The following is a 23,959-nucleotide window of genomic DNA, read 5'->3' as shown; positions in this document are numbered from 1 at the left end:
CCAGATGGACCATAGCGAGATGAGCCATGGCCAGATGGAGCATGGGGCACACGGTGGTCACGTCGCACAGTTCCGGACGTTGTTTGCAGTCATGCTGGTCATCGCGGTTCCGGTCGTTGCGGCAGACGCGATGTTCGCTGATCTGGTCGGGTACACACTGCCGGAAAACTCTCTGGTGGAATGGATCTCACCGGTACTCGGCACGGTGATGTACTTCTGGGGTGGCAAGCCGTTCCTCACCGGCGCTGTTGCCGAAATCCGTTCTCGGCAGCCGGGAATGATGCTGTTGATCGCGCTCGCGATCACCGTGGCCTTCTTCGCGTCATGGGCTGCGAGTCTGCACTGGGTGGATCACACTCTCGATTTCTGGTGGGAGCTCGCGCTTCTGATCGTGATCATGTTGTTGGGCCACTGGATCGAGATGCGTTCGCTCAGTCAGACATCGAGCGCCTTGGATTCACTTGCCGCTTTGCTGCCCGACGAGGCAGAACGGGTGGTGGGGGAATCGGTGGAAACCGTGCCCACCGCAGCTCTGGCGACCGGCGACCTGGTGATAGTTCGTCCCGGGGCCCGTGTTCCCTCGGACGGAACGGTGGTCGAGGGAAGCGCCGACATGGACGAATCCATGATTACAGGCGAGTCGAAGACCGTCCGCCGGACTGTCGGAGATCAGGTGGTGGCCGGCACGGTAGCCACCGACTCGGCACTTCGGCTTCGAGTCACCGCCGTGGGAGAAGACACCGCGCTCGCCGGTATCCGGCGCCTGGTCGAACAAGCCCAGAACTCGTCGAGTCGCGCGCAGGTGTTGGCGGACAAGGCCGCTGCTCTGCTGTTCTGGTACGCACTGGGCGCGGCAGTGCTGACCGCGATCGCCTGGAGTATCTGGGGCACCCCGGAGAGCGCAGTCACCCGGACGATCACCGTTCTGGTGATCGCCTGCCCGCACGCGCTCGGGTTGGCGATTCCACTGGTCGTCTCGATCGCGACGGAACGGGCGGCTCGGGCTGGGATCTTGATCACCGACCGCATGGCCCTCGAGGCGATGCGTAACGTAGACACCGTTCTCTTCGACAAGACCGGCACTCTCACCAAGGGGGAGCCCGCAGTGGTCGGTGTACGCGGTGTCGACGGGTATTCCGATGACGACGTTCTCAGCGCAGCGGCTGCCGTCGAGTTCGACAGCGAACATCCACTCGGGCGCGCCGTCGTCGCGGCGGCGCGGGAGTTGTCGCTCGAATTCACTTCGGGTTCCGACTTTCAGGCGCACAACGGGATCGGGGTTGCTGCGGACGTCGCCGGTGCACGCGTCGGTGTCGGCGGACCGGGGATGCTGCGATCGGTCGGGGCCACCGCGATCCCGGGGACCGAAGAGTGGCTCAGTGACGGGTCGACCGTCCTGCATGTAGTGCGTGACGAGAAGGTAATCGGCGCATTGGCATTGGCCGACGAGATTCGCCCGGAATCAGCATTGGCCGTCGACGCCCTCCATGCTCGCGGTGTGCGGGTGGCCATGGTCACCGGAGACGCGGAGGCCGTGGCCCATTCGGTGGCTCGCAGGCTCGGGATCGACGAAGTTTTCGCCGAAGTGCTTCCGCAGGACAAGGGAGCGCAGGTATCTCGGCTTCAGGCTGCGGGCCACCGCGTGGCGATGGTCGGTGACGGGGTCAACGATGCGCCGGCACTCGCCCAGGCGGATGTGGGCATCGCGATCGGTGCCGGAACCGACGTGGCGATCGCGTCGGCGGGAGTTGTTCTGGCCAGCGATGATCCGCGTTCGGTGAGCTCGGTCATCGAGCTCTCCCGCGCCACCTACCGCAAGATGGTTCAGAACCTTTGGTGGGCAGCGGGATACAACGCGATCTCGGTTCCCCTCGCTGCGGGAGTACTGGCGCCCGTCGGGTTCGTGCTGCCGATGGAGGTCGGAGCAATCCTGATGTCGGTATCCACTGTGGTCGTTGCCGCGAATGCCCAGTTGTTGAGGCGCTTGGACTTGCGGCAACCACCGGTGACCGCGCTGGAGTCGAGAGTGCTCACATCGCAGTAGCGAGAGGTTGAAGGCGGACTACTGTCGGCTCAGGAACGGAATGAGCGCACGCAGTACAGCATCGGAGTCTGCGACTGCGCTTGCGTGGTCAGCCCCTTCGATCACAGTCAAGGCACTGTCCGGGATCAGCGACGCGAGATGCTCGGTATCCGGCAGGCGCTCGCGATCTCTCGATCCGACGAACAACAACGCCGGTGTGGTGATCCGTTGCAGCACGGCGTCGTCGATGCCGTGCTCCTTCTCTGCGCGGCGCATGTAGGCAGCGAGCGCGATGGCATCATTGATTCGGAAGGCAGTCGCAGTCTGAGGATCCACCGGTTTGCCGCGCCTCACGCCCCAACCGGTCAGAAATCCCTCGATACCGCCGCTTTCGAGTACGTCGATGCAACCCGGGAAGAACAATGCGTCGAACGCGCCCGTCATCGGTCGGCTGCTACCGCCCCCGACGGTCAGCGATCGCACCCGTTCGGAGTGCTCGACTGTCAGCGACATCACCGAGCGTCCGCCGAACGAGTATCCGAGGACGTGTGCCGGTTCGAACGGAGACTCCGTGTCGAGGATCTCCAGGAGATCGCCGACCACCAGATCCATTGCATACGAATCGGAGTCGTGTGGTTTGTCACTGCGTCCGTGACCCCGCATGTCGACGAGGATCAGACGATATTGCTCCTGAAGTGCCTTGACGTACCCGAAGCCACGCCAGATGGAGCGCGACAACGCTGTGCCGTGCACCATCAACAGGGGTGGGCCATCGCCCACGATCTGATAGGTGATCCGCGCACCGTCCACCGGATTTCTCACGTCGTGCAACACCCGTCCAGTATGGGTGCCAGTTGCTACGCACGTGAACTCGAGTAGTCGTCCGGTCCCATTCGACGGATGGCGTGGACTCTCACGAACAGTCGGGCCGTCAACTCGGCCTCCCCCAGAGCTACCGGTCACTGCCCGGCGGGGCAGTACCCACTGTTCCAAGCAATGCATCGGTGGAGGGGTCTGCAGTGCTGACGCCTGCGGCTATGCCCCGAATCAGAGCCTCGAAATCAGCGGCGACGATGGTGACCTCCTCGAACTCCGGCTCTCCTCCACGGACAACCTGACCGTCGGGTGCGAGCGCCAAGTACTCGTACCCATTGCGCACCGACAGCAGGACCGGGAGGTGAGTGGACCAGAAGGCGTTGATCGCCGCGCGCTCCGCCGGCCCGGAAGCGACCGCCAGGCTCTCGTGCCGGAACGCATTCCAGGGAAACGCCTCATCGCTGACGCCAACGCCACCGGCATAGTTCTCCGCCGAGAGAAACCACACCTGGTCGTCGGAGCTGGCAAGTACGGAGAACGAACTCGCCCACACTACGAGTTGGTCACAACCGCCGACCAGTGGTTGCGGAACTGGGGCAGAGGCCGATCGAGTGGGTTCTTCGCGAACCCAACCTGCGAGCGACAGCGCGGCGGTTGCGTCGAGGTGAAGGCACATCGCCCCACGGTAGGCCAGACCGTCGAGCGCCGACAGCGTCAACCGTCGGCCGACTCGGGATCGATGTCTCGAATACCAGTCTCGTCCATGCTGATCCATCGCGTTATGCCGATGCCGCGAAGAAACGGCAGATCGTGACTCACCACCACCATGGCGCCGCGAAAATCGGAAAGTGCCTGCGTGAGGTGGGCGAGACTCGGTAGGTCCAGGTTGTTGGTCGGCTCGTCGAGAAGAAGCAGCTGGGGCGCGGGTTCGGCCAGCAGGATCGTGGCCAACGCCGCACGCAATCGTTCACCGCCGGAGAGTGCGGATGCCGATACGTCGGAATCCGTTCCCCGGAAAAGGAACCGTGCCAACTGCCCGCGAATTTCCTCGGCTGTCGCGTGTGGCGCGGCCAACGCGACGTTGTCCGCCACCGAGAGGTCCTCGTCGAACACGTCTAGACGTTGGGGGAGCGCACGAGAGGCTACGAACGGAGTCGACGCGGCGAGTGCATCGAGCAACGTCGTCTTGCCGATTCCGTTGCGTCCCACTATCGCAATCCGCTCCGGCCCGGTGATCTGGAGCGATACCACTTGGCCGCTCCGCAACGGCACCTCGTCGAGCCGCGCAACCTGCTGCCCCGGATGAACCTCTGTAGCAGGCAGATCCAGACGAATCTCGCGATCGTCTCGAAGGAGTTCCTCTGCCTCCGACAGGACAGACTTGGCCTCGTCCACCTTCCCGATATGGTTGAGGGCCAGCTTTCCCGCCGAAACTTGGGCCTGACGTTTTCGTGTCTGCGCGATGATCGGCGGCATCCGCTTGTTCTCGAACATCTTCTGCCCATAGCGCTTACGCCGGTCCAGTTTCGTTCGAGCGTCGATCAGCTCGCGGCTCTGCTTTGCCAGATCGGCCTTGGCGTCGCGAACGGTGGCGAGTGCGTTTTCCTGCTCAGCGGTCACGACCTCCTGGTAGTGCGAGTAGTTGCCGCCGAACACGCGTAGATCCCCCCGACGTAGTTCGATCGTGTACTCCGCGGTGTCGAGCAGTTCCCGGTCGTGGCTGACGATCAGTACGGTTCCCGGAAACTGTTGGACTGCAGCATGAACTCGTGATCGAGCGTCGCGGTCCAGGTTGTTGGTCGGCTCGTCCAGGAGCAGTACCTGTGGATTCTTCAGCAGCGTTGCGGTCAGGCCGAGTAAGACGGTCTCTCCGCCGGAGAGGGTGTCGACAGTTCGGCTCAATGCTGCGGTATCCGGAGCCACCTTCTCGAGGCCGAGTCGATGCAAGGTGGAGAGAGCGCTCTCCTCGATATCCCAGTTGTTGTCCACGAGCGCAAAGTCGGATTCGGAGCCGTCGCCGGTTTCGATGCGGTGCAATGCGTTTCGGAGTTCGTGGATACCGAGGATGTCATCCACCCGAACGCTCGGATCGAGTGTGATGTCCTGACGGAGGTAGCCGACCTCGCCGGAAGCGGTCACGGATCCGGATTCCGGTGAGAGCTCTCCTGCGATCAATCGCAGCAGAGTCGACTTTCCCGATCCGTTGAGTCCCACGAGACCGACACGGCCACTGGGGAATACAAAATTGGTGTGGGAAAAGACTGATTCGCCGTCCGGCCAGATGAAGGTGAGATCCGAGAGCGACAGAGAAAGATGGGATTGGGTCATGAGTACTCCAGAGGGTGCTTGGACTGTGCGCCCGGCTCAGCAAGTGCTGATGGGTGCGAGTGCCTTCGCGTGATGAACCTCTAGAGGAGCAACGGCCCGTTTCCTGTTCTGTCGGGAATGATTCGTGTTCCAGGTTAGAACACTCGAACGGTCCCGTGCAATCGAATTATTCTGTGCTGTCGGTCTCGTCAGTGTTCGGTGCTCAGATTTTCGGGCCTTCAGATTTTCGGACCCTCGGATCGGAGGTCGTCGACCTTCGACATCGCTTCGCGGAGTTCGGTGAGCCATTGTTCGCTGTGCTTGCCCGCCAACCGGACTGTCCACATGAGGGCGTCCGCTCGCGAACGAGCAACACCCGCGTCCACCAGAGTGTCGAGAACCTTGCGTTCGGGCTGACGTAGTCGTGTCATCACCGGAACTGCGAGATGTGTGAACAGGACGGTCTTTTCGTCCAGACGTACACCCCAGGCGACCTTGCGCCCGTAGCGAGCCTCGGCCTCGTCGGCGATGCGCATCCGGTCGGCGCGCGTGGTTTCGCGAAAGCGTGAGATCCTTCCGTCCGCGGCGGCCTCGCCACCGTCGACTGCCGGGAGTTCACCGATCACGACGATTTCTTCGCGGTCGACCTGGACGTCGGCCGTTCCGGTGAACCAGTCATCTGGAAGTCGACCGGCAAACCAGTCGGACGCATCACTCGCGTCGGGAACCGACGCCTGTTGCCAACCTCCGGGACGGCCGAACCTGCGGTCGCCGGAGTTTTGTGAGTTCTTCATGGCGTTCTCCTCGGAGACCTGGTGGAGTGTGGCGTGCGTTTATTGCACTGATTACATGATTACACCGATAGTCGAACTGGCGCCACAAATTCGGGCATGATCGGAGTCGTGCGCCTTTCACACGCTCGTCAGAGCTTCCGAACTTTCCGTCGTCCCGTGGCTGCCGTGGCTCTGGGGGTATTGGCCGCAGGATCGGTAGTTGCCTGCAGTTCTGGCCCTGACCAGCCGAAATCAGTGGCAGAGGCGTTTGCCTCCGCGCTCACGTCCGATGACGTGCAAGCGGCGGCAGCCCTGACCACCGATCCGGCGGCGGCGTCGACTGCGATTTCGGCTCTGATCGACGGGCTGGGCAAGGACGAGGGAACATTCACCGTCTCCGACGCCACCGAGTCCGGTGATTCTGCGGGGACGTTCACACTCGATGCGGCGTGGAAGTTCGGTGAAGGTCAGGACTGGAACTACTCGACGCAGGGAAACGCGTCGAAAAGCGGGGACAACTGGCTGATTCAGTGGGACCCGGCGCTGTTGGCTCCGGACCTGACCTCCTCGACGACCTTGCGCTACACACCCACCACCGGTGCTCCGCCGTCGGTGCTGGACGCGGCGGGCCAGCCGATCATGGAGCAGCAGGTGGTGACGCTGGTCAATCTCGATTCCGCCGCGGTGCCCCCGGTGGACACGGCAGCCGTGGCGGCCCTTCTCTCGCCCATCGCACCGACGATCACGGCGGCATCGCTGAGCGGCGATCTTGCGTCGGCAAGTGGGAAGCCGGTCACCGCAATCACTTTGCGGGCCGAGGATCTTGCACCGATCGAGGAGAGGTTGGCGGCGATTCCCGGAGTGAGCTTGGCGCCGCAGGCTCGGTTGCTCTCGGTGGACAAAACTCTGGCGTCGCCGACTTTCAGTGGGTTGTCCGATCTGTGGCAGGAGGGGCAGGACAAGTCCGCGGGCTGGGCGGTACAGCAGGTGAAGCAGAACGGAACCGTCACCACCGTCGCCGGCCAAGACGGGCCGGTTGCTCCGAACATCGCGACAACGATCGACCGACCCATGCAACTCGCGGCCGAGAATGCGCTCGCCGGGGTGACACAACAGGCGGCGATCGTTGCGCTGCAGCCGTCGACCGGAGCGGTGTTGGCGGTGGCCCAGACCGCCCCCGCCGACGCACAGGGCCCGATCGCTCTGACCGGCCTGTACCCACCGGGTTCGACGTTCAAGACCGTGACGACGTCCGCGGCCCTGCAAGCCGGCGTCGCTACATCGGACACCGTTCTGCCGTGCCCGGGTACCGAGAACATCGAGGGCCGTCAGATTCCCAACGACGACGAGTTCGACCTCGGATCGGTTCCGCTGCACACCGCGTTCGCGAAGTCGTGCAACACCACAATGGCGAGGATGGCCGTCGGTCTGCCCGCCGATGCTCTGCACAAAGCGGCGCTGCAGTTCGGGCTCGGCGTCGACTACGTCACCCCCGGACTCACGACGGTGACGGGCAACGTCCCTGACGCGAACACCCCCGCCGAACGCGTCGAGTCCGCGATCGGACAGGGCACGGTGACCGCCACGCCCTTCGGGATGGCTCTCGTGGCGGCCTCGATCGCCAACGGAACGACACCCGCGCCGATGTTGGTCAAGGGACAGCCCGGCGTGGCAGATCAGACCGTTGTACCGGCTCCCGCGGAGGTGACCGAACAGTTGCGGGTGATGATGCGCGAGACCGTCACAGGCGGTACGGCGACGTCGTTGCAGGACATTCCGGGGCTTCTCGGCAAGACCGGCACGGCCGAAACCGAGGGTGGCCCGGCACATGGGTGGTTCGTCGGAATCAAGGGAGACCTCGCATTTGCGGTATTCATCGCGGGTGCGGACAGCTCTTCGCCTGCAGTGCAGGTAGCGGGCACTTTTCTGCGCTGAAACCTGTTTTCCGTTGCAGTTGGATCACACCGTCGTAGCTCAACCGTGACACGTTCGTAGGCATCCCGTGCTTGTTACTCGTGTGACAGAAGTAAAGAGTTACATGCATGGGGCCCGGAGGACAGCACAACCGTCGTGGAAAATATGTCGTTGCGTCGATAACTGCTGTCGTTCTGACAGTGGCGCTCGCGTCGTGTGTCATCGGTGGGGAGAAGAAATCCGACGCCGCCTCGGTGGTGGAGGACTTCGTCACCGCCCTCAACAACCACGACGCCGAAGCTGCCGCGGCGCTCACGTCGTACCCCAACGCGGCGCGGCCGTCGATCCAGCAGATGTTCGACGGACTGGCCGCCAAGTCCACCGACTTCGACGTCGCTCAGGTCATGGATCTGGGTAGCGACTCCGGACTCTTCACACTCGACGCGTCCTGGAACTTCGGCGAAGGCAAGGACTGGAGCTACCAGTCGCAGGGTGAGGTTCGTGATCTGTCGGTCGGCTGGCGTGTGTCCTGGGACCCGTCGGTCCTCGTCCCCGACCTCGGCAACGGTCGCACCGTTTCGTACACCCGCACGGACGCAGCGCCGCCGAAGGTAGTCGACAGCACCGGCACCCTGCTCATGAACGAGCAGACCATCAACGCGATCACTCTCGACCCGGCCACCATGCCGGACCCCGTCGACACCACTCGTCGCCTCGCCACGGTGCTCGAACCTGTCGCCCCGTTGGTCACTTCGGAGTCGATGTTGGCCGACCTCGCCGCAAACCCCGGCAAGCCCGTCACCGCCGTACTGCTCCGCGATCCCGACTACGCCTACCTGGAAAGCGATTTTGCGATCCCCGGTGTCGTCGTGGTCAAGACACCCAAGCTGATCGCCTCCGACCGTCGAATCAACTCGCCGTTGCTGGACCCACTGCGGACCGTGTGGCAGGCCAATCGCGACGCCACCGCCGGCTGGGCGGTCAATCTGGTCGAGCCCAACGGATTCCCGATCAAGCAAGCCGGCTTCCAGGGACCTCCCGGCCCCGACGTCGCCGCGACCCTCGACTCGCACGCTCAACTCGCCGCGATCGAAGCTGTCGTCAGTGCAGGTACTCCTGCGGCCATCGTCGCGATCCGCCCGTCGGACGGCGCCATTCTGGCTGCCGCACAGAACAATCAGGCCATCGAACAGGGCCCGATCGCCTTCACCGGGTTGCGCCCGGCCGGCGGCGCCCTCGATCTGGTCCGTCTCGCATCGTCGATGCAGAACGGCGTCGACCCCGGCGCCGTGTCAGCCGAGCAGTTGGCCGACACCGGGCAGCAACTCGGACTCGGCAACGGCTTCCACATTCAGGGACTCGAACAGCAGACAGCAGTGCTTGCCGCGAACCGCCCCGGCGTGGACCAGGCGATGAACAACGTCATGGCCAACAAGACGTCCAACGACGCGAGCGCGCCGACGGTAACTCCGTTCGGAATGGCGATGCTCGCGGCATCGATCGCCCGCGGCAGTGCCCCGATGCCGATGATGGTCTTCGGACAACCGGCTACCGCCGACGTCACGCCGACGGCGTTGCCCGGCGACGTCAACAATCGTCTGCGTGACGCCATGCGAGGCGCCGGCGGACTGGCTGGGTACCCGGACATGATGGCGGCCGGTGCAGCGAGCGGTGATGATCGCTGGTTCTACGGATCACGCGGAGACTTCGCATTCGCAGTGTTCGTCGCAGACGCCGACGGCGGCGATCGAGCAATGCAGATGACGGACAAGCTCTTCCAGGAACTCGGCAAGCCTGCCGACAAGTAGTACCGGGCACCGCGAGTAGATTCCTGGTTCGTGAACCTGCTCGATTTCCTTTTCCTCGTCGTAGCGGGATTCTTCAGCGGTCTAGTCGGTTTTGTCACCGGTCTTGCATCGATCGTTTCGTATCCGGCGCTGCTGAGCGTCGGGCTCTCACCGGTCAGCGCGAACATGACCAATACCGTCGCGTTGGTGGCCGTCGGCGTCGGAGCGTTGGCGAACTCGTCCCGTGAAGTTGCCGATACCGGTCCGAAACTTGTTCGCTGGTCTCTCTATTCGGCGGCCGGTGGCATCATCGGTGCCCTCATCCTGTGGTTGGCACCGGAAGGTTCGTTCGAATCCGTTGTGCCGGCGATGGTCGTGTTCGCCTCGCTCGCGCTGCTGCTGCAACCGAAGATTCGTGAGTTGTCCGGCGGCGGCGACCGCCCCGGAATCTACTCCGCAGCACTGTTCGCCGTCGCGGTATACGGAGGCTATTTCGGTGCCGGTGCCGGCGTCATCTTCCTGGCTGCGACGCTCATCCTCACTTCCGAAACGGTGTGGCGTGCAACGATCCTGAAGAGTTTCTTTCTCGGCATCGCCAATCTTGTGGCTGCACTCATCTTCGCATTCTCCGGACAGGTGCATTGGGTGGCCGCGTTGGCGATGGCGCTCGGCGCGTTGGCCGGAGGTTGGTGTGGCCCGCCCGTCGTCAAGAAAATCCCGCCATCGGTACTGCGTGTGGCAGTAGCGATAGCGGGATTCGTGTTGGCTCTGTGGTTGTGGGTGAAGTGAGCCCGTCTACTTCACGCCCTGCATCAGCTTCTTGATCCACGGCGAGGCAAGAGCAAGAATCACTCCGATTCCGATCGACGAGAAACCGATGATCAGGAAGAACGGGCGACTGTCGTCGATGTCGAAGTAACCGGCCAAGGTTCCCGCCATCGAAGAACCCAATGCAACGGACAAGAAGAACAACGCCACCATCTGAGTGTGGAAATGCTCGGGCGCGAGTTTGGTTGCAAGGGAAAGGCCGACGGGGGACAGGAAGAGTTCCGCGAAGGTGAAGAGCAGAAGCACACCGGCAAGGCCGAGGAGCGGCGCACTGTTCGGTCCGCCCCCGGTGATCGGGATGAACGCCAGGAACGCCAGACCCATCGTGCCGGTACCGAGCGCGAACTTGATCGGCGACGACGGCTGACGGTCACCGAGTTTGGTCCACATCGCTGCGAACACACCGGCAAAGATGATGATGAACACCGGATTGATCGACTGTACCCACGTCGGCGGGAAGTCCCAACCGAAGAGATTGCGGTCCAGGAGCTTGTCTGAGATCACCGGCACGGTGGTGAACTGCTGCTGAAACAGCGACCAGAAGGCCGCGCTCGCGATGAACATCGGGATGAACGCAAAGACTCGACTGCGTTCGACCTTGGTGACCTTCTTGCTGGTGAGCATGAGGAGGAAGTAACCGACCGACGCGACGATCGTGAGTCCGACAACGACGTCGGACATGTTGTCCGCCGTGATCAAACCGGTGACGGAGGCGACCGCGACGACGACGATCGCGGCAATGCCGATCCCGATGTAGAGTGCGCGCTTGTCCGCCGGCAACGGGTTGCCTGGTTCGGCACCGATTCCGTGAAGATGCTTGCGGCCCAGCGTGTACTGGATCAGGCCGAGCGCCATGCCGACGGCAGCGAGAGCAAAACCGGCGTGGAATCCCCAGGCGTCCTGGACAGCTCCGGTGAGCAGCGGACCGACAAGACCGCCGATGTTGATGCCCATGTAGAAGATGGAGAATCCGGCGTCGCGGCGAACATCCTGTTCGGAATAGAGATCTCCGACCAGAGAGGTCGCATTGGCCTTCAAGCCGCCGCTCCCGAAAGCGACCATGACGAGGCCGACGCCGACACCCCACATGCCGGGAAGAACCGACAGTGCGATGTGGCCGGCCATCACCAGCGAAGCACTGTAGAAGAGCGTGCGCTCGGAGCCGAGCAGTCGGTCGGCCACCCACGCCCCGAGAATCGTCGACAGGTAGACGGTGCCGCCGTACGCGCCGACGATGCTGGTCGCTGCCGCCTGGCTGATGCCGAGGCCGCCGTCGCTGACGCTGTAGTACAGGTAATAGATGAGGATGCCTTGCATCCCGTAGAAGGAGAACCTCTCCCACATCTCGACGCCGAACAGGTTCGCCAGCGCAAAGGGTTGGCCGAAGAACCCCCGGTCTTCCTTCTCGCTACGTTCGACGGGCTCCGTAGTGTTGCTCATCCGAAAAGTGTCCTACGTGCTCGGGCATTTCGGGTGGTTCCGAGCCGTGGAGTTTGGTTACGACTTGGTGCGGATTCTCACTACCAGCGGAGCGAGTGCGCGCCAACCGAGAAGGAACGCGCCGAGGACCAGCGTCGCGACGACGATGAAGCTGAACTGGGTGCCCTGGCCACTCAACACTCGCAGGATCATCCCGAAGACGACGGCGCCGAGCCAAACGACAACGCCGGTGGGAACAAGGAGAACGGCGTTGAACTTGTCGCGGTAGAGCGCGAACGTGGCAGCCCATCCGATCACCAGGCCGGTCAGGAAGGGCCAGGATGTCTTCGCCAGACCGGCGAGCGCATTGGCTTCTTCGTGGGTACGGCGCCCTATCGCGCAGAAGATTATGACAAGAATGGCGTCGATCAGCAGGAATGGTGCGTACTTCTTCACGCTCACACCATACGACTGTGCGCCTTTATTAACCGCGGGCGGTTAATAAAGGCGCACAGTGTTGTTAGGCCTGGAGGCCGGCTTCGATCTCGAGGGTGATCGTGATCTTGTCGCCGACAACTGCTCCGCCGCCTTCGAGGGGCATCTCGATGGAGATGTCGAAGTCCTTGCGGTTGATGACGGTGGTGGCCTCGAATCCGGCGACGGGGCCCTGGCCCATGCCCGGGTTGACGCCGTTGAACTCGAGGTTCAGCTCGACCTCGCGGGTGACGCCGTGGAGCGTGAAGTCGCCGGCGAGGACGAAGTCGCTGCCCTTGGATCGCACCGCGGTGGACTTGAAGGTGGCCTTCGGGAACTTCTCGACGTCGAAGAAGTCAGCGGACTTGATGTGGCCGTCGCGCTGCTCGTTCTTGGTGTTGATGGAGTCCACGGAGATCTCGGCCTCGACGGCCGGGGTTCCGTCTTCGGCAACGGTGATCGTTCCGGAGAACTCGTCGAACGTTCCACGAACCTTGGAAACCATGAGGTGGCGAACCGAGAATCCGACAGTGGAGTGGACGGTGTCGATGACCCAGGTTCCGGCGGTCAAAGCGGGCAAGGTTGCGGTGGTCATGGAAGCTCCTGAATAAGTAGTTGAATGTTCAAGTTCTTGTAGCTTCAACTATGGACCTCAGGAAATCCTTCCGCAAGATCATGTGAGCTGCATCACAGTGTTTGTGCTTGCGGCATAGACCGCGTGAAGCGCCGACGCTGTCACCGACTGATGCACCGCAATGCCCCAGCGTCCTTCACCGTTCACCACGCACTCTGCAATGGTGACTGCCGAATTCGCACTCCCGGAAGAATTCGGGTTGCGGGGCAGTGAATGCTGGGTGAGCGAGACAACCTCGACGGCCGAGCCCTGTTCGGTCAGGATTTTGCTCAATGCCTCGACCGGCCCGGACGCACTGGCCGCGGCGGTGACCTCGCGCCCGTCGCGATCGATGGCAACGAACAACTGATCACCGTCGGCGGTGTGTTCCAGTGAGTACCGACGCACTCCTCCGTTGTACCCGTACTCGCGCAGCAGCAGTTTCCACAGTTGGTCGGCAGTCATTTCGGTGCCCGAGTCGTCGGTTTCGAGCTGCACCCGCGAGGCGAAGTCGATCTGCAGGCGCCGGGGGAGTTCGACCCCGTACTCGGTCTGCAGCAGATATGCGATTCCGCCCTTGCCCGACTGGCTGTTCACACGAATGACCGCCTGGTAGTCGCGGCCGACGTCGGCGGGGTCGATCGGCAGGTAAGGGACCGCCCACGGCGCCGATCCCGGATCGACGCCGGCAGCCTCCGCGCTCTCGTAGTGATGCGCGAAGCCCTTCTTGATCGCGTCCTGGTGGGTTCCGGAAAATGCCGTGTACACGAGATCGCCGCCGTACGGGTGGCGTTCGTGGACGGGAATTCTGTTGCAGTACTCCACCGTTCGACGGATCTTGTCGATGTCGGAGAAGTCGATTTCCGGATTGACGCCCTGTGCATGCAGATTCAGCCCCAGTGTGACCAGGTCGACGTTGCCCGTCCGCTCGCCGTTGCCGAACAGGCATCCCTCGACGCGCTGCGCGCCGGCCAGCACTGCCAGTTCGGCGCACGCAACGCCGGTGCCGCGGTCGTTGTGCGGGTGGACCGAGAGGATCACCGAATCGCGTCGGGCCAGATTCTGGTGCATGTATTCGATCTGATCGGCATAGATGTTGGGGGTGGCGATTTCGACTGTGGCAGGGAGGTTGTGGATGACCGGGCGATCGGGACTGGCGTCCCAGAGTTCGGTGAGACTGTTGCAGACCTGCAGGATGTAGTCGGGTTCGGTGAGGTTGAAGACCTCGGGTGAGAACTCGAATCGCCAGCCGTCGTGGCCTTCGCCGCCACGAGCAACGTCTTGCGCGGCGCGGAAAATCATGTCGTGCAGCTCTTCTCGCTCCTTGCCGAGAACGACGTTTCTCCACGTCGGCGCAGTCGCTGTGTACATGTGGACGACCGCGTCAGGCAGCCCCTCGATCGATTGATATGTCCGTTCGATCAAATCCGTACGCGCGGCGGTGAATACGACGATAGTGACGTCGTCGGGAACGAGATCGAAGCGCACCAGGTCGCGAACGAAATCGAAATCGGTCTGACTCGCGGAGGGGTAGCCGACCTCGATTTCCTTGTAGCCGATTGCCGCCATCAGTTCGAACATTCGACGCTTGCGTTCGGGGTCCATCGGTTCTGCGAGGGCTTGGTTGCCGTCACGCAGATCGACGGGCACCCACAGGGGCGCCGCGGTGGTGCGATTGGACGGCCACGTCCGCTCGAAAGTCGGAATGTCGACGCGATCCCACGCGGCGCGATAGCGCTCGGACGGCATGGGTGACGGCTTCTGATTGTTCCAGCGGTTGGCGCGGGTAGTACTCATCTTCGGTTTCTCCTGCGGTCGAGTCGAGAGACCGGCATGGCGAAACCCCGCGGAGGGGTGCCGGTCTTTCAGGCCCCGCCGCGGCAGTCGAGAAGGAGTGCTCCTGTAGCCATGCGGGCTACACTAGAACGAAATTACTTATCAGACAACCTGAGGAGTTCACGTGTCCCCGATCGTCGAGCGTCGGCTGCTCACCGACCAGGCCGCGGAGTTGCTACGCGCGCGGATCGTGAGCGGTGAATGGGAAATCGGCGCCAAACTTCCAGGTGAAACCACTCTTGCTGCGCAGTTGGGTATCGGGCGGTCCACTATCAGGGAAGCAGTGCGGACTCTCGCGGGCCTCGGCATGCTCGAATCGCGGCAGGGCGCCGGGGTCTTCCTACGGAGTACGACGCCTCCGGATCAGTGGCCCCGAGTGCTCGAAGCCGAGGCGATCCTTCACGTCGTCGAGGTGCGCAACGCGGTCGAGATCGAAGCAGCTCGCCTCGCCGCGCAGCGGCGCGATGCCGTTGACGTCGCGGCTCTGCGGCAAGCGCTCGACGGTAGAACTGCCGCAGCGCACTCTGGCGACGCAGCGTTCGTCGACGCCGACATCGCCGTCCACCGAGCAGTGGTGGACGCGGCACACAATCCCGTGCTGTCGGAACTCTTCGAGACCTTTGTACCGCGTCTGCGGGCTGCGTTGATTGAGTTGATCGCGGTTCTGGACCTGCATCCCCACAGCCAGCCCGACGCGGACGAACATCGAATGTTGGTGGACGCCATCGAAGTCGGCGACGCGGAGGCAGCCGTACGGATCAGCCGGGCACACCTCGACGACATGGCAGCAGCGTTGCGACGCTAGACGCCGGGTTGTTCTCGGCGTTCGAACTCGAGGTCCATCTCGAGGTCTTCGTGGTGGGTTGCACGGAAAGTGATCAAGAAGACGATCCAACCGACGACAGCGACCATGACGAGGCTGACCATCCGATACACGAACACCGACGCGATTGCCTGCGCTCCGCCGGCCCCTGCGATCGTCAGCGCGGTGACCAGAGCAGCGTCGACGTAACCCAGCCCGCCGGGAACCAGCGGAATGCTGCCGACTGCTTTTGCGGCGGCGAAAGCGATCAGGAGCCCAGCAAAAGAGGGCTCCGCGCCAACAGCCCAACATGCGAAACCCAAACAAGCGACATCGGCGACACGATGGATGGCCGACCACCCGAATGCGATGACCGAGTCGGTGCGGCTGAGCTCGACCGTATCCAGTTGCTTCAGGATCTCGGACCAGCGTCGCATCCCGTGGCCGAGCGGATTCTTGCGAATTCGGTTGTAGCGGGCTAGGACTCGATGCCCGATTCGCTCGATACTGCCGGGATTCTGGGCTATGTATCGCAACGCCAGGAACAGTGCCGCCATGCCGATGATCGAGATCGTGAGCGTTATAGGGCTGACCTTGGTGCCGAAGGCAAACGCGCCCGCGGCACCCAACAGCGCCAAAGTCGCCGCAGCGATCACTCCACACACCGCCAACTGCCAAGACGCGACAACCGGTGTAGCGCCCCACTTCCGAGTCTGCTTGTAGGTGAATGCGGTCGAGAAGACCTGGCCGGCTGGCAACGTCAGCGCCATCGCGGTGCTGGCGTAGATGACCGAGAGGTTCTTGAGGTGACCGGCAATCACACCGGCGGCATTGAGAAGACGTTGCTGAACGGACGCGTATCCGCTGAGCGAAATGAGTTGCGCCGCGACGCACGCGGCCACCCAACCCCAATGGATTTCGGTCAAGGCTTGCCAGGACTCACTGAGCTTGGACCACAGAATTGCACCTTCGACGATCAGAAGAGCGATCAGAGCCACCCCGAGCAGCCACTTCAGCCACCAGAAGCGCCCTCTGACCCGACTGGTCTCGGCCACGGGCGAGCGTGGTCGTCTCAGTCGCCGTGGGGTGTTTCCAGGCTGAGCCATCGACTCACCCTAACCAATTTGATCCGGATCGACCTCTGGATACTTTTCCGGCCACGCCAGATGCGTCAGTCGTCGGCGCCCACGCAGTTGGACTTGCTCTCCGAGTTCCCACTCGGCCTGTTCCTCTTCGTCGGCGAAGTACAACGCGCTCGTCGACGCCAGCACCCGGCTGGGCCGAAGTTTCGCGAGCTCGGTGAGCCGTGACGCCTCGTTGACCGGATCACCGATCACGGTGTACTCGAAACGTTCGGCAGCACCGATGTTGCCGGCGACCGCGAGCCCCGCGCTCACACCGATTCCGACGTCTAGGCCGGTGATGTCGTTGAGCTTGAACCGCAGCTCGCGAGCCGCCGCCAAGGCCGCAGTCGGAGCGTCGGGCCGATCTAGTGGTGCACCGAAGATGGCGAGTGCCGCATCACCCATGAACTTGTTGACAAAACCATGGTGACGATCGATGACGTCGACGACCACACGGAAGAACTCGTTGAGCAGTTCGACCACTTCACCCGGCGGGCGCTCGGCCGCGGCACCGGTTGATCCGACCATGTCGACGAACAGAACTGCCACGAATCGAGTTTCGCCGCCCAGCTCGGTACCGAACTTCAACGCGCGCCGGGCCACGTCCTCGCCGACGTGCTGACCGAACAGCTCACGCAGCAGACGACGTTCGTCGGACTCTTTCATCATGCGGTTGAAGCCGACCTGCAGCCGGCCGATCTCACTGCCGTCGAACACCTCGACGCGTACGTCGGTGGCGCCGCGCTGCACCCGCTCGATGGCGCGTCGCAGTTGGCGGATCGGATCGGAGATCTGGGTAGCCGTCAGCATCGACAGCGCAAAGGCCTGCACGATCGCCATGATCGAGATGAGCAGGATCGCCCACGCGAGCGAGTCGGGGGAGAACTCGAGATCGGTCGTGAGCTGCGTCGAGCACAGCAAGATGATGCCTGCGACGGGCATCAGCGTGCCGAGTCCCCAGGTCATCGCCAGCCGGGTTCCGACGCCAGGCGCCATGGTCCGATCGAATTCGCCCTCGCTCAAGGCCTGGGCGGCGACCGGACGCAAAATGCGCTCGCCGAGCATGTAGGTGAACCCGAAGGTCGTGGTCGCGGCCATGCAGACCGTCACGATCACGGCGATCGCGAGTCCGGGCATCTCGGTGATGGTCAGGAACACGAAGATGATGCCGCCCAGAATCCACAGCACCAGGTGGACGATGGCCTGGCGAAGCGGCGCGTGCAGTGCCGCCATCTGCTCGGACCTCGTCGGTGGACCCCCGCGCAGCCGCCAGCGAATGACCGACTTCAACATCATCGCCGCCGCCGTGAGGCTGACGGCGCCGGCGAATGCCAGGTACACGCCGAAGATCGCGAAGTTGCGGACCCGGTCGGCAACTATCGCGTCGGACTCCTGGATCGGCACGCCGTACCGGACGAAGGCAAAGACCAGTACCGCGCCGATCAGATTGGCTGCGAGCATGGAGAGCATATAGAGGGGCCACCGGCTGCGGATGGTCACCGCTATTGCTCTGTATGAGGCCCGCACAGGGTTCAATTTAGCTGGCAGAGGTCGAAGTGTTGGTACGCGCGTCCGATTATTCGTCCGCTCACCTGTGTCGGCCGGGCCGGTTAGGCTCGCGATGTGAACGCAAACAGGGGGCGTGCGGAGCGAGCATCGAGGATGAACAAACCCATCTCCGCCGACGCTCGGGCGGTGCATCCCGGCGTGCGCATCGCTGCGGAATGGTCGTGGCGCCTCATTGTGATCTTCGCCGGACTGTTGGTTCTCGGGTACGTCGTACTCCGCCTCGAAACCGTGCTCATCCCGGTGGGGCTGGCTCTGCTGGCATCAGCTCTGCTGATCCCGATTGTCGATCGGCTACAGGTGTGGGGTGTTCCCCGCTCGGCAGCCGTCATCGTTGTTCTGCTTGCCTCGATCGGACTGGTCGCGGGAATCATGACGTTTGTCGTCGAGCAGTTCATCGACGGGTTGCCCCAGCTCACTGACCAGTTCACGGCCAGCGTCACGCAAATTCAGAACTGGCTCACCAGCGGTCCGCTGCACTTCAGCGAGGATCAGATCCGCCAGGCAGGTGATTCGGTCGTCAAGTCGGTGCAATCCAATCGTGAGTCCCTGACCAGCGGCGCCTTGACCACGGCGACAGTCATCGGCGAGATCTTCACCGGGGCATTGCTGACGCTGTTCACTCTCATCTTCTTCCTCTACGGCGGCGATCAGATCTGGCAGTTCGTCACCCGGATCGTTCCCACCGACGCGCGTCGTCGCGTACGGATCGCCGGTTCTGCAGGTTTCGGGTCGCTGATCGGCTACGTGCGCGCCACGGTCGCGGTTGCCGCCGCCGACGCGATCGGTATCGGTGCCGGCCTGGCGATCCTCGGGGTGCCGCTCGCCCTGCCGCTGGCGTCGTTGGTGTTCATCGGCGCGTTCATTCCGATCGTCGGTGCATTTCTGACCGGTTTTCTCGCGGTGCTTGTCGCTCTGGTCACGAAGGGTTTCCTGACGGCGCTGATTGTCCTCGGCATCATCATCGGCGTCATGCAGCTCGAAGCGCACGTGATGCAACCGCTGTTGTTGGGTCGCGCTGTTCGCCTGCATCCGCTGGCAGTCGTTCTCGCCATTACAACGGGCATCGTTCTCGCTGGAATCGTCGGCGGGCTCTTGGCTGTTCCGATCGTCGCGGTCCTGAATACCGCTATTCGTTCCCTCCTCGCCGACGACCCGGACATCGCGTACGCCGAACTGCACGTCGAAGATCCGGAAACCCCACTGTTCCCCGCCGAACCCGACGAGCCGCGCGCCGAGCCTCGCATCGTGAACCCCACTCCTCCCGATGACTGAGCCCACCCGCCGTCGTCGGCTGCACTATCAGCCGACCGTTCGCGAGGCGTCGGGTGTCGACACCGACCCTGATGCCCCGCTGTGGCGGGCGGCGCAGGCATTTCGGCTCGTCACGCTGGTGTACGCGATCAGCTACCAGTTCGCCTCGGCCTCCGACTACACCAACTCTCGGCTCAGCTGGTTCTTCGTCGCTCTGATGGCCGTGTGGACCGGGGTGTCGGCACTGTTGCTCGGGACATCCGGTGCTTTGTTCGGGAAGAAGCTGCCGCGGTATCAGGTGGTGATCGCCGATCAGGTGGTCGTCATGTTGCTGATGGCGTCGACGAGGCTGGTCTCCGACCACGAGTGGTATCAGAATCACCAGACGCTGCCCACCACGCTGTGGGCCACCAACGCGGTCATCTCCGCGGCAATTCTCGGCGGGCCGTGGCTCGGTATGGCGTCCGGAGTTGTCATCTCGGCGGCCAGCGCGATCGTCCGCGACCAGGTCAACCTGGACCTCTGGCGCGATGCGACGGCTCCCGTGCTCGTATCGGTCGGTCTGGCGTTGGGCTTGGCCACCACCACCGCTCGGCGCTCGCATCGACAACTCGAGCAAGCCGTCCGTCTGGCGGCGGCCACCGAAGAGCGCGAGCGTTTGGCACGCGAAGTACACGACGGCGTTCTGCAGGTGCTGGCGATGGTGCGCAGGCGAGGTGCGGCACTCGGCGGCGAGGCAGCTGAACTGGCTGCTCTGGCCGGTGAGCAGGAGGTCGCCTTGAGAATGCTGATCTCCGAGCAGGTTTCGGGCGCCGCGGCAGACGTCGGCGGACAGACAGTGGATCTGTGTCCGCTGTTGACCACGCAGGCAAGCACGTCGGTGTCGGTGTCGACGCCCGCGCACCCCGTGGTGATCGAGCGTGATCGAGCCATCGAACTGGCAGCCATCGTCGACAATGCTCTGTCCAATGTCGGGCTGCACGCCGGGCCCGCGGCGAAGGGATACGTATTGCTCGAAGATTTGCCGGACGAGGTGATCGTCAGCATCCGCGACGACGGCGTCGGAATCCCCGAGGGTCGCTTGGCGCAGGCCGAAGCCGAAGGCCGCATGGGAGTATCGAAGTCCATTCTCGGCCGAGTGCAGGTGCTCGGCGGCACTGCAGTCCTGCAAACCGGGCCGGGGGAGGGCACCGAATGGGAGATCAACGTTCCGAAGGGGAAAAGTGAGCGTGGCTGACGAACATGGCGAGAATCCGGTGACGGTGATGGTCGTCGACGATCACCCGATGTGGCGCGACGGTGTCTCCCGGGACCTCGAAGCTGCCGGCTTCACCGTGAGCGCCACGGCGGAGGGTGTCGAGAGTGCGCGCCGCCGGGCCGCCGCCGTGCAACCGGCGGTGGTTCTGATGGACATGAACCTGCCGGACGGAAACGGTGCCGACGCCACCACCGCAGTTCTCGAGGTTTCGCCGAAGAGCAAGGTACTGGTGCTTTCGGCCTCTGCCGAACGTGACGACGTCCTCGACGCGGTCAAAGCCGGAGCGTCGGGTTACCTGGTCAAGAGTGCTTCGGTGGCGGAACTGCTCGAGGCCGTGCGAGCGACTTTCGACGGACAAGCCGTCTTCACCCCCGGCCTCGCCGGATTGGTGCTCGGTGAGTACCGCCGGATGTCGACGGCACCGGCCGACGATCGCGCACCCGAGCTGCCTCGGCTCACCGACCGTGAGACCGAAGTGCTCCGTCTTGTCGCCAAGGGGCTGAGCGCAAAACAGATCGCCACGAGGCTCTCGCTCAGCCACCGGACCGTCGAAAACCATGTGCAGGCAACGCTTCGGAAGCTTCAGTTGGCCAATCGCGTCGAGCTCACGCGATACGCGATAGAACAAGGTCTCGAATAACGTTTATCCTGGAAATCATGGAGGCCAGGAATCTACGCGTATCCGATGCCGAACGAGAGCATGTCGGCGAGCTGCTGCAGAAAGCTGTCGGTCAAGGGATGCTCTCGCTCGGTGAGTTCACCGAGCGCATGGACACTGCCTTGGCCGCAAAGACACGAGGTGAGCTCAACTCGGTTCTCGCCGATCTTCCGGGCATCACACTGATCTCCGACTACGACCCACCCGCGTATCCCAATGCGGGTCAGCCGATGTACCAAGGCCAGCCCTACCCGGCGCCGACGTACCAACCCCAACCGCCGCCGGTTCACCCGAGCCCGCCTTACCGCGCTCCCGTCGGGGCTCCGGTTGTAGGTACTTACGGAGCGGCAAATGCTGCCGTGATCCGTGGACGAATGGCGACGGTGACGCGGAACGGTGCCTGGATCGTTCCACCAGCTGTCGTGGTCGACACCAGAATGTCCAGTGTGACTATCGATTTCACGCGTGCGGTGATGCAGACGCAGGTCGTGAACATCTCGATCGACGACTACGCCAGCTCGATTTCACTGATCGTTCCCGAAGAGGCGACGGTGGACATGAACGGTGTCGAGGCAGTCGGGGGAAGCGCGTCGAACAAGGTTCGTTCCGGCCCACAGATGGGCCCGCTGCATCTGGTGGTGCACGGCAAGGTGCGATTCGGCAGTGTCACCGCGAAGCATCCCTTCGGTACCACGATCCGAAAGATGTTCGGCTCCTGACCTTTCAGTGATACGCGCGGGTCAACATCTCGGCGACGCACACGGGCTTGTCACCGTGTTCTCGTTCGAACGTCTGCGTCACCGTGATCTGGACACCGCCGTTGATCGGTTCGACTTTGCTCAACGTCGCGCGCATGCGGACACGAGAGCCGACCGGAAGCGGAGCGGGCAACCTGACCTTGTCGAATCCGCAGTTGAGAGCAAACGCAAAACCTTCGAGCGAGAACATTGCGTACGAGAACTTGGGGCCGAGTGAGAGCGTGTAGTTGCCGTGCGCGATGGTTCCGCCGAACGGCGACTCCTTCGCGCGATCCACATCGACGTGAATCCACTGATCGTCGCCGGTGACCCGGGCGAACTCGTCGATGGACTCCTGGGTGACATCGTGCCAGTCGCTGACGCCCAGCTCTTGGTTCAGGTTGGCGCTGAGGTCTTCTGCTCCGGTGAGTACAAGCATGAATTTTCCTCGATCGGTAGGTGCTGACAGTCGGTCAGTGACTTTCGATGCCGAATCCCACACCGTGTGTCTGTGCGATCTCGGCGGTGGCAACGAGATCGAATTCGATCCCGAAGTCTGCTTCTACCCGCGCTGCAACCGATTCCGCGGCGGAACCTGCTTCGGCCAGTAGTTTCGGCATCAGTTCGAACAGGTCTTCCATCCCTCCGGGCGTGATGATTTCGAGAATCCGTGCTGGAGCGTCGTCGGGATTCCACACGGCGTGCCACTGGCCACGCGGTTTGAAGATCATGGCGCCGGTCTCCGCGTAGACGACCTCGTCTCCGACCATCGCTGCGACGCGGCCACTTTGAACCACCGTGTACTCGTCTTCCCGGCTGTGGCGATGGACCGGTGAGGTCATCGAATGCGGAGCGATGCGGTGTTGTACAAGAGAGAAACCTCCCTCGGTTTGTTTGTTTCGAACCATCATCCGGACGCCGGTGGCCGCGAGGGTCCCGGCGAGGTCTTCGTCCGGTCCGAGGACGGTCGTGGTGGTGTTGTTCGGGGAATTCGGTGACATCGATTCAGTCCTTCGTCGTCGTGAGCGTCGTTGGCCGTGCTCCGGTTTGTTGATTCCCGAATCATGTACCAATCGGTCTAGTGATGCAAGGTTTTGACAATTTATGCACTTCAACTGTTGTCGATATGTGTACTGATCGGTATATTGAACGTATGTCTACGAGGGATTTGTTGGTCGATGCCGCTGCCGATTTGTTGCAGCGGAAGGGCTACGCCGGAACGGGGGTGTCGGAAGTTCTCTCGGCTAGTGCGACTACCAAAGGTTCCTTGTACTTTCACTTTCCCGGCGGCAAGGAAGAACTCGCAGGCGAGGCTCTGAGGCGACGTGGCGAGGCAATGGCCGATTTCATCCGGCACCTGCTGGAGAGCTCACCCGATGCAGCCACCGCGATCTCGGCATTCGCCGCCGCATTGGCTGCGCGTTTGTCGGATTCGGACTACGTACGTGGATGTGCCCTGGCTACGGCAACACTGGATGCCGCAACCGAATCCGAGGTCATCCGCGGTGCTTGTGCGGATGGGTACAACTCGTGGCTCGCACTGCTGGCTCAGCGCCTCGAGGCAGACGGTTGGTCCCGCGAAGACGCCGAGTCCGAGGCAATTCTCGCTCTGTCCGCACTCGAGGGCGCGCTGGTCCTTGCTCGGGCGCGTCAGGATCCCGCTCCGCTTCACACTTCGGGTCGGCTTCTGTCCGAACGATTGCGGAACGCGGCACCTCGGCGTTAGTGCCCTGTCAGTTGAGTACGAGAAGTCCCCAGGCTGATCGAGTA

Annotated in this window: 22 protein-coding genes; 10 read left to right on the top strand and 12 right to left on the bottom strand. The window is 62.9% G+C overall.

The window, feature by feature from the left end; translation table 11 throughout:
- Window positions 1-4: 4 nt before the first annotated feature.
- Complete coding sequence (locus tag QRN54_RS00760) at window positions 5-2,044, top strand: heavy metal translocating P-type ATPase (RefSeq protein WP_285181440.1); 2,040 nt, start codon at window positions 5-7, stop codon at window positions 2,042-2,044.
- Window positions 2,045-2,062: 18 nt separating this feature from the next.
- On the opposite strand, the gene QRN54_RS00755 is transcribed toward QRN54_RS00760, so the two are convergent.
- The 4 genes from QRN54_RS00755 to abmR all read right to left on the bottom strand — a co-directional run bounded on the left by QRN54_RS00755 (window position 2,063) and on the right by abmR (window position 5,940).
- Window positions 2,063-2,833 (bottom strand): alpha/beta fold hydrolase, encoded by a 771-nt coding sequence (locus QRN54_RS00755; protein WP_058039300.1) that lies wholly within the window; start codon window positions 2,831-2,833, stop codon window positions 2,063-2,065.
- A 142-nt stretch (window positions 2,834-2,975) separates the two neighbouring features.
- Window positions 2,976-3,515: a hypothetical protein gene (locus QRN54_RS00750; RefSeq protein ID WP_058227338.1), complete on the bottom strand. Its 540-nt coding sequence runs from the start codon at window positions 3,513-3,515 to the stop codon at window positions 2,976-2,978.
- A 38-nt stretch (window positions 3,516-3,553) separates the two neighbouring features.
- The gene (locus tag QRN54_RS00745) at window positions 3,554-5,167 is read right to left on the bottom strand and encodes an ABC-F family ATP-binding cassette domain-containing protein (protein ID WP_217018421.1); all 1,614 of its coding nucleotides are present in this window, start codon (window positions 5,165-5,167) and stop codon (window positions 3,554-3,556) included.
- 218 nt (window positions 5,168-5,385) lie between these two features.
- Window positions 5,386-5,940, bottom strand: coding sequence for an ATP-binding transcription factor AbmR (gene abmR, locus QRN54_RS00740; RefSeq protein ID WP_003945732.1), 555 nt, complete (start codon window positions 5,938-5,940; stop codon window positions 5,386-5,388).
- 96 nt (window positions 5,941-6,036) lie between these two features.
- Between abmR and QRN54_RS00735 the strand changes: the two genes are divergently transcribed.
- From QRN54_RS00735 to QRN54_RS00725, 3 genes are all read left to right on the top strand, one after another.
- On the top strand, window positions 6,037-7,854 hold the full coding sequence (locus QRN54_RS00735; RefSeq protein ID WP_285181439.1) for a penicillin-binding transpeptidase domain-containing protein: 1,818 nt from the start codon (window positions 6,037-6,039) through the stop codon (window positions 7,852-7,854).
- A gap of 107 nt (window positions 7,855-7,961) precedes the next feature.
- Window positions 7,962-9,641 carry an NTF2-like N-terminal transpeptidase domain-containing protein gene (locus QRN54_RS00730; protein ID WP_003945897.1) on the top strand — a complete coding sequence of 560 codons (1,680 nt, stop codon included), beginning with the start codon at window positions 7,962-7,964 and terminating at the stop codon, window positions 9,639-9,641.
- Between the two features lie 30 nt (window positions 9,642-9,671).
- Entirely contained in the window at window positions 9,672-10,409 is a 738-nt protein-coding gene (locus tag QRN54_RS00725) for a sulfite exporter TauE/SafE family protein (protein ID WP_003945554.1), read from the top strand.
- Between the two features lie 6 nt (window positions 10,410-10,415).
- Here the strand turns inward: QRN54_RS00725 and QRN54_RS00720 are convergent, their stop codons facing one another.
- From QRN54_RS00720 to QRN54_RS00705, 4 genes are all read right to left on the bottom strand, one after another.
- Window positions 10,416-11,888: a peptide MFS transporter gene (locus tag QRN54_RS00720; protein ID WP_003945468.1), complete on the bottom strand. Its 1,473-nt coding sequence runs from the start codon at window positions 11,886-11,888 to the stop codon at window positions 10,416-10,418.
- Between the two features lie 57 nt (window positions 11,889-11,945).
- Window positions 11,946-12,323: a DUF3054 domain-containing protein gene (locus tag QRN54_RS00715; RefSeq protein ID WP_042453523.1), complete on the bottom strand. Its 378-nt coding sequence runs from the start codon at window positions 12,321-12,323 to the stop codon at window positions 11,946-11,948.
- Between the two features lie 64 nt (window positions 12,324-12,387).
- A complete protein-coding gene (locus tag QRN54_RS00710; protein ID WP_003945643.1) occupies window positions 12,388-12,936 on the bottom strand; it encodes a YceI family protein in 549 nt (182 codons plus the stop codon).
- Between the two features lie 78 nt (window positions 12,937-13,014).
- Window positions 13,015-14,751, bottom strand: a complete 1,737-nt coding sequence (locus tag QRN54_RS00705; protein ID WP_285181438.1) for a 2-isopropylmalate synthase — start codon at window positions 14,749-14,751, stop codon at window positions 13,015-13,017.
- Between the two features lie 163 nt (window positions 14,752-14,914).
- Here QRN54_RS00705 and QRN54_RS00700 point away from each other — a divergent pair, with 163 nt between their 5' ends.
- Window positions 14,915-15,595: a FadR/GntR family transcriptional regulator gene (locus QRN54_RS00700; RefSeq protein WP_283543191.1), complete on the top strand. Its 681-nt coding sequence runs from the start codon at window positions 14,915-14,917 to the stop codon at window positions 15,593-15,595.
- Here the strand turns inward: QRN54_RS00700 and QRN54_RS00695 are convergent.
- Both QRN54_RS00695 and QRN54_RS00690 read right to left on the bottom strand, forming a co-directional pair.
- Complete coding sequence (locus QRN54_RS00695; protein WP_042452628.1) at window positions 15,592-16,698, bottom strand: lysylphosphatidylglycerol synthase transmembrane domain-containing protein; 1,107 nt, start codon at window positions 16,696-16,698, stop codon at window positions 15,592-15,594. The genes QRN54_RS00700 and QRN54_RS00695 overlap by 4 nt on opposite strands.
- Before the next feature lie 9 nt (window positions 16,699-16,707).
- Window positions 16,708-18,186 carry an adenylate/guanylate cyclase domain-containing protein gene (locus tag QRN54_RS00690; RefSeq protein ID WP_003945952.1) on the bottom strand — a complete coding sequence of 493 codons (1,479 nt, stop codon included), beginning with the start codon at window positions 18,184-18,186 and terminating at the stop codon, window positions 16,708-16,710.
- Window positions 18,187-18,378: 192 nt separating this feature from the next.
- Between QRN54_RS00690 and QRN54_RS00685 the strand changes: the two genes are divergently transcribed.
- The 4 genes from QRN54_RS00685 to QRN54_RS00670 are packed head-to-tail and all read left to right on the top strand — an operon-like array spanning window position 18,379 to window position 22,171.
- Entirely contained in the window at window positions 18,379-19,557 is a 1,179-nt protein-coding gene (locus QRN54_RS00685) for an AI-2E family transporter (RefSeq protein WP_007734480.1), read from the top strand.
- Window positions 19,550-20,773, top strand: coding sequence for a MacS family sensor histidine kinase (gene macS, locus QRN54_RS00680; RefSeq protein WP_285181437.1), 1,224 nt, complete (start codon window positions 19,550-19,552; stop codon window positions 20,771-20,773). The genes QRN54_RS00685 and macS overlap by 8 nt, the downstream gene beginning before the upstream one ends.
- 28 nt (window positions 20,774-20,801) lie before the next feature.
- Complete coding sequence (locus QRN54_RS00675) at window positions 20,802-21,434, top strand: response regulator (RefSeq protein WP_047269712.1); 633 nt, start codon at window positions 20,802-20,804, stop codon at window positions 21,432-21,434.
- A 17-nt stretch (window positions 21,435-21,451) separates the two neighbouring features.
- A complete protein-coding gene (locus QRN54_RS00670; RefSeq protein ID WP_007734485.1) occupies window positions 21,452-22,171 on the top strand; it encodes a DUF1707 SHOCT-like domain-containing protein in 720 nt (239 codons plus the stop codon).
- Window positions 22,172-22,175: 4 nt separating this feature from the next.
- Here the strand turns inward: QRN54_RS00670 and QRN54_RS00665 are convergent, their stop codons facing one another.
- Complete coding sequence (locus tag QRN54_RS00665) at window positions 22,176-22,628, bottom strand: MaoC family dehydratase (protein ID WP_003945664.1); 453 nt, start codon at window positions 22,626-22,628, stop codon at window positions 22,176-22,178.
- Window positions 22,629-22,662: 34 nt separating this feature from the next.
- Window positions 22,663-23,190, bottom strand: a complete 528-nt coding sequence (locus QRN54_RS00660) for a cupin domain-containing protein (protein WP_007734488.1) — start codon at window positions 23,188-23,190, stop codon at window positions 22,663-22,665.
- A 152-nt stretch (window positions 23,191-23,342) separates the two neighbouring features.
- On the opposite strand from QRN54_RS00660, the gene QRN54_RS00655 reads away from it, so the two are divergent.
- Window positions 23,343-23,915, top strand: a complete 573-nt coding sequence (locus tag QRN54_RS00655; protein WP_285181436.1) for a TetR/AcrR family transcriptional regulator — start codon at window positions 23,343-23,345, stop codon at window positions 23,913-23,915.
- Window positions 23,916-23,959: the final 44 nt, after the last annotated feature.

It is taken from the genome of Rhodococcus sp. MEB032, from assembly GCF_030208925.1.
Taxonomy (GTDB): Bacteria; Actinomycetota; Actinomycetes; order Mycobacteriales; family Mycobacteriaceae; genus Rhodococcus_F; species Rhodococcus_F qingshengii.
The sequence above is the reverse complement of the archived record's forward strand: the minus strand, read 5'-3'. Positions and strand labels throughout refer to the sequence as shown.

Excerpts from the sequence above, each read along its gene's own strand:
- QRN54_RS00690 (WP_003945952.1), bottom strand. The coding sequence starts at position 18,186 with ATGCTCTCCATGCTCGCAGCCAATCTGATCGGCGCGGTACTGGTCTTT.
- QRN54_RS00665 (WP_003945664.1), bottom strand. The coding sequence starts at position 22,628 with ATGCTTGTACTCACCGGAGCAGAAGACCTCAGCGCCAACCTGAACCAA.
- QRN54_RS00760 (WP_285181440.1), top strand. The coding sequence starts at position 5 with ATGGACCATAGCGAGATGAGCCATGGCCAGATGGAGCATGGGGCACAC.
- QRN54_RS00750 (WP_058227338.1), bottom strand. The coding sequence starts at position 3,515 with ATGTGCCTTCACCTCGACGCAACCGCCGCGCTGTCGCTCGCAGGTTGG.
- QRN54_RS00735 (WP_285181439.1), top strand. The coding sequence starts at position 6,037 with ATGATCGGAGTCGTGCGCCTTTCACACGCTCGTCAGAGCTTCCGAACT.
- QRN54_RS00675 (WP_047269712.1), top strand. The coding sequence starts at position 20,802 with ATGGTCGTCGACGATCACCCGATGTGGCGCGACGGTGTCTCCCGGGAC.
- QRN54_RS00705 (WP_285181438.1), bottom strand. The coding sequence starts at position 14,751 with ATGAGTACTACCCGCGCCAACCGCTGGAACAATCAGAAGCCGTCACCC.
- macS (WP_285181437.1), top strand. The coding sequence starts at position 19,550 with ATGACTGAGCCCACCCGCCGTCGTCGGCTGCACTATCAGCCGACCGTT.
- QRN54_RS00695 (WP_042452628.1), bottom strand. The coding sequence starts at position 16,698 with ATGGCTCAGCCTGGAAACACCCCACGGCGACTGAGACGACCACGCTCG.
- QRN54_RS00730 (WP_003945897.1), top strand. The coding sequence starts at position 7,962 with ATGGGGCCCGGAGGACAGCACAACCGTCGTGGAAAATATGTCGTTGCG.
- abmR (WP_003945732.1), bottom strand. The coding sequence starts at position 5,940 with ATGAAGAACTCACAAAACTCCGGCGACCGCAGGTTCGGCCGTCCCGGA.
- QRN54_RS00660 (WP_007734488.1), bottom strand. The coding sequence starts at position 23,190 with ATGTCACCGAATTCCCCGAACAACACCACCACGACCGTCCTCGGACCG.
- QRN54_RS00670 (WP_007734485.1), top strand. The coding sequence starts at position 21,452 with ATGGAGGCCAGGAATCTACGCGTATCCGATGCCGAACGAGAGCATGTC.
- QRN54_RS00655 (WP_285181436.1), top strand. The coding sequence starts at position 23,343 with ATGTCTACGAGGGATTTGTTGGTCGATGCCGCTGCCGATTTGTTGCAG.
- QRN54_RS00710 (WP_003945643.1), bottom strand. The coding sequence starts at position 12,936 with ATGACCACCGCAACCTTGCCCGCTTTGACCGCCGGAACCTGGGTCATC.
- QRN54_RS00745 (WP_217018421.1), bottom strand. The coding sequence starts at position 5,167 with ATGACCCAATCCCATCTTTCTCTGTCGCTCTCGGATCTCACCTTCATC.
- QRN54_RS00685 (WP_007734480.1), top strand. The coding sequence starts at position 18,379 with ATGAACAAACCCATCTCCGCCGACGCTCGGGCGGTGCATCCCGGCGTG.
- QRN54_RS00720 (WP_003945468.1), bottom strand. The coding sequence starts at position 11,888 with ATGAGCAACACTACGGAGCCCGTCGAACGTAGCGAGAAGGAAGACCGG.